This is a genomic window from Endozoicomonas sp. (genome assembly GCF_051008435.1).
Taxonomy (GTDB): Bacteria; Pseudomonadota; Gammaproteobacteria; order Pseudomonadales; family Endozoicomonadaceae; genus Endozoicomonas_A.
The window spans coordinates 1-3515 of record NZ_JBPCXO010000567.1 but is presented as its reverse complement, the minus strand read 5'-3'; the positions used below and the strand labels follow the sequence as shown (position 1 = coordinate 3515).

Below are 3515 nucleotides of genomic sequence, written 5' to 3'. Positions count from 1 at the left end.
TGAAAGATGTTCTTCCCGTACGAGATTCCAGTAGGCATATGGCGGGGCGAGATCTTGGTAAACGGGAGCCTACGGAATCACTCAAATCTCATGCTGGGAAATTTGAATTATTGGATGCAACCTGATTGTCAAGTGAGAAAAACTGCAGAATCGAGTGAAAGTACTTCATTTTCAGCCATTCTCATATTTACTGCCAAAATTCTTTCAGCACATTTCTCTGTTGTTAAATAGTGAGTTAAGCAACCACATGAATTACAACGATGAAATTTAACTTCTTTGTCTCCCCAGCAGTAGAAAGCAGTCTCCTCTTTAGAGTTGACTTGAACTTGTTCAGGAGAAAAATAAGCCCAAGATGCAGCATATCGACGGCAAATTGAGCAGTTGCACTTTCCGACTTCTTTAGGAATCGAGCTTAACTCAAGACTGACATTTCCGCAGTGACATGTTACTTCCATCTGTGAATTCTCTGTATTTTGTATTTGCTTAAATTTCGATATCCGACCACACCGCATACTCATTGCCATTAGGGTCGGCAAAGTGAAAGCGTCGGCCGCCCGGAAATGAGAAAGTGGGCTGGATGATCTTGCCACCCGCTGCTTCTATCTTTGACTGGGTTTCTTCCAGGGCATGACTGTACAGTACCACCAGAGTGCTGCCATTCTCAGAAGAACAGCTCTGGTTTGACTTGAAAAAGCCGCCATCCAGCCCTGCGTTGTGAATGGCAATGTAGTCCGGTCCATAACTCTCAAAGGACCAGCCAAAGACGGTGGAGAAGAACTGTTCAGTGACTTTCAGATCTTTGGAGGGGAACTCAACATAGCTGATTTTTTCGTGGTAATTCATCGCCAGGGCTCAAATTGTCGTTGTTATTGTCTAGGAGCTGTTGTGGTTTTGTTTTCGCGCTCAGCAGTTTCTGGAGCATCCAGGCGGGCCGCGTAGGTGCAAGGCGCAGAAGTGCGGGAATACTCAATGTCTTTCAAACGACTGGAACGCAGTCATGGATGCTCCAGAAACTGTCCTCTGGATGCTCCGAAAAGCGGTCATCTACTGCGTTAAACCTCCTTGACGTAGAGGAGCTACGCCTTCCTCGGTTTGCCTTGTATATGACCGCTTTTCGGTAGCACTGAGCCGCAAAACAAAACCTCAACAGCCCCAGCTATCCTAAGCTAAACCACTCATACTCTGCACTACCCAATTGAAAAATAGCGAGTCCAGCTTCGTTGGGGGGGAGTTTCAATAAGGTTTTCCCCTCTGGAGAAATCACAACACTTTTGCCGAGATATCTGGATTCTGGTGTGTTGAGTGCATGAGGCCAGTTGATTTGAACGACATAGGTGGATAGGTTTTTTGCCATCTCCGCTGCCTCCTCTTCATAACAGCGGCTGCCTGACTGCTGATAGTATTCTGGCTCTCTGCCCGCAAGGCTTGGGAACAGAATAAGATCTAAGCCCTGATTGTCAATTTGATGAGTCACCTCATCGAGATCTTCAATTTCCCGGCATAGAACAGTGGCCAGATTTCGCCCCTCAAATTCGAAAACAGTTCTGGTAGTACCTGGCTGAAAAAAAGTACTCTCGGCTTCTGTCAGTCCATTCTTTTCAGTAGTCTCAATGATGTTTCCATCACGATTGATGAACAGGTAACTATTGAAGATCTGTTGGCCTTTAAATGTGGGGACACCTACAGCTGTTGCGATATTGTATTCGCGGCAGGTAGCCTGAATTTCCTCAAGGGCGGGATTGATCTTGTCTGGATCGGCTTCACGTTTAATTTCGCGGTGAAAACCGGTGATAGCCAACTCAGGGAAAGCGCAGATATCTGCTCCTTTTTCAGCTGCCAGTACAAGTATTTCAAGAATCGTGGGTGTGTTTTCTTTGCAGGTCCACTTCATGGGCATCTGCACAATGGCTATGCATAGAGGAGTATTCATTTTATTCTTTTTGTAATGATTTTCTTTGGAGAGAAGTTTATCAATTTATGCAACGAAGTTATTGTATTTTATTGAGTGCTAAGTAATGGCCAGTGAGATAGCCATGCTTTGGAGGAAACTCTCTGTTCAAAGAGTTCTCGGGATCTTTCAGGATTGTGTGTCACCTGCAGGCTAAACAAGGACTCAAAACCAAAGGCAGCAATGCATTCAAAATTACCGGTAATGGTTTTTCGGACAGCAACCGCCGTTTCCTTTTCAGGCCAATGTGCCATGGCGTCCAGTGAGCTTTGGTAAGGCTTATCACCATTTCTTTCATGCATTCTGGCCTGATTACGCACCTGCCAGTTTAACTCAGGGTGTTGTTGCCTGAGTTGTGATTCGTAATACTTGAAGGCTTCCGGGTTCTTTTCATCAGGGTCAAAATAAATAACATCCAGGTCATTCAGGGGTGTTGGTTGACTGTATTGGTGAAGATGATCCCAGACTAGGTTACGGACAAAACCGGCGGCCAGATAACATTGAGGCAGCTTCAGCAGGCGGATACAGTCCAGCGCTTCCAGCCTCATAGAGTCCTGTTTGATCAACTGAATAATGATGGATTCATAAGATGGGGACATTCAGTTGACCTGGACTCTAATAGAGGAATAAGTTGTCTCAGATAATATCAATATCAGCCACGCAATCGAAAATATGATTGGGCTTGAAAGGCACCTGTTCTATATCGACCCGGCTGGATACACCGGATAACACCAGTACGGTTTCGAGGCCAGCCTGGAAGCCTGCGAGAATATCGGTGCGCAGGTTGTCACCAATGATAACCGTGTTGTCTGAATGTGATCCCATCTTGTTCAGGGCTGCACGGATAATCCAGGCACTGGGTTTACCCACATAGAAGGGCTGTTTGCCAGTAATGCGTTCAATAGGCGCACAAAGTGCACCACAGGCCGGTGACATATTGGGGCCATGGGTATCGGGATTGGTGGCAATAAACCGGGCCCCTTCGGAAACAAATCTCGCCCCGGTGTGGATCATATTCCAGTTATAATTTTTGGTTTCACCCACAACTACGAAGTCCGGATTGATATCGGTAATCGTAAAGCCTGCCTTATAAAGCTCATGAACAAGAGCCCCTTCGCCAATCACATAAGCTTTCTGTCCTTCCTGTCGCTTCAAAAATTCTGCTGTGGCCATGGCTGAAGTAAAAAAGCAGCTTTCCGGTATATCGATGCCGGCAGAGGCGAAACGGTTTTGCAGATCTTTCTCGGTCTGTGAGGGGAAATTGGTCAGCATGATCAGGGAGACCCCCCTGTCCAGCAAACTGTGAATGAATTCATCAGCACCGGGAATAAGGGTGTTGTCATGCAGAATGACGCCGTCAATGTCACAAATCACGCTTTTAGACATACTGCTACCTGATCAGGTTGGACTGTGAGAAGGGCATTATAAATGGCTGGAAGGCTAGAAGGCTAGAAGGTTAGAAGGTTAGAAGGTTAGAAGGTTAGAAGGTTAGAAGGTTAGAAGGTTAGAAGGTTAGAAGGTTAGAAGGTTAGAAGGTTAGAAGGTTAGAAGGTTAGAAGGTTAGAAG

The 3515-nt window shown here is 46.0% G+C and carries 5 protein-coding genes; all 5 read right to left on the bottom strand.

The genetic code is table 11. The features are described from left to right. Window positions 1-128: 128 nt before the first annotated feature. A complete protein-coding gene (locus ACR2PX_RS29125; protein WP_434002856.1) occupies window positions 129-455 on the bottom strand; it encodes a GFA family protein in 327 nt (108 codons plus the stop codon). 28 nt (window positions 456-483) lie between these two features. Then, the gene (locus ACR2PX_RS29120; protein ID WP_434002855.1) at window positions 484-843 is read right to left on the bottom strand and encodes a VOC family protein; all 360 of its coding nucleotides are present in this window, start codon (window positions 841-843) and stop codon (window positions 484-486) included. 313 nt (window positions 844-1156) lie between these two features. Then, window positions 1157-1930, bottom strand: coding sequence for a carbon-nitrogen hydrolase family protein (locus ACR2PX_RS29115; protein ID WP_434002854.1), 774 nt, complete (start codon window positions 1928-1930; stop codon window positions 1157-1159). Window positions 1931-1998: 68 nt separating this feature from the next. Next, complete coding sequence (locus ACR2PX_RS29110) at window positions 1999-2547, bottom strand: nucleotidyltransferase family protein (RefSeq protein ID WP_434002853.1); 549 nt, start codon at window positions 2545-2547, stop codon at window positions 1999-2001. A gap of 37 nt (window positions 2548-2584) precedes the next feature. Next, window positions 2585-3334, bottom strand: a complete 750-nt coding sequence (locus ACR2PX_RS29105) for an HAD-IIA family hydrolase (RefSeq protein WP_434002852.1) — start codon at window positions 3332-3334, stop codon at window positions 2585-2587. Between the last annotated feature and the right edge of the window lie 181 nt (window positions 3335-3515).

What these genes read in the sequence shown, in the direction of transcription:
- ACR2PX_RS29125 (WP_434002856.1), bottom strand. Translation starts at nt 455, where the DNA reads ATGGAAGTAACATGTCACTGCGGAAATGTCAGTCTTGAGTTAAGCTCG.
- ACR2PX_RS29120 (WP_434002855.1), bottom strand. Translation starts at nt 843, where the DNA reads ATGAATTACCACGAAAAAATCAGCTATGTTGAGTTCCCCTCCAAAGAT.
- ACR2PX_RS29115 (WP_434002854.1), bottom strand. Translation starts at nt 1,930, where the DNA reads ATGAATACTCCTCTATGCATAGCCATTGTGCAGATGCCCATGAAGTGG.
- ACR2PX_RS29110 (WP_434002853.1), bottom strand. Translation starts at nt 2,547, where the DNA reads ATGTCCCCATCTTATGAATCCATCATTATTCAGTTGATCAAACAGGAC.
- ACR2PX_RS29105 (WP_434002852.1), bottom strand. Translation starts at nt 3,334, where the DNA reads ATGTCTAAAAGCGTGATTTGTGACATTGACGGCGTCATTCTGCATGAC.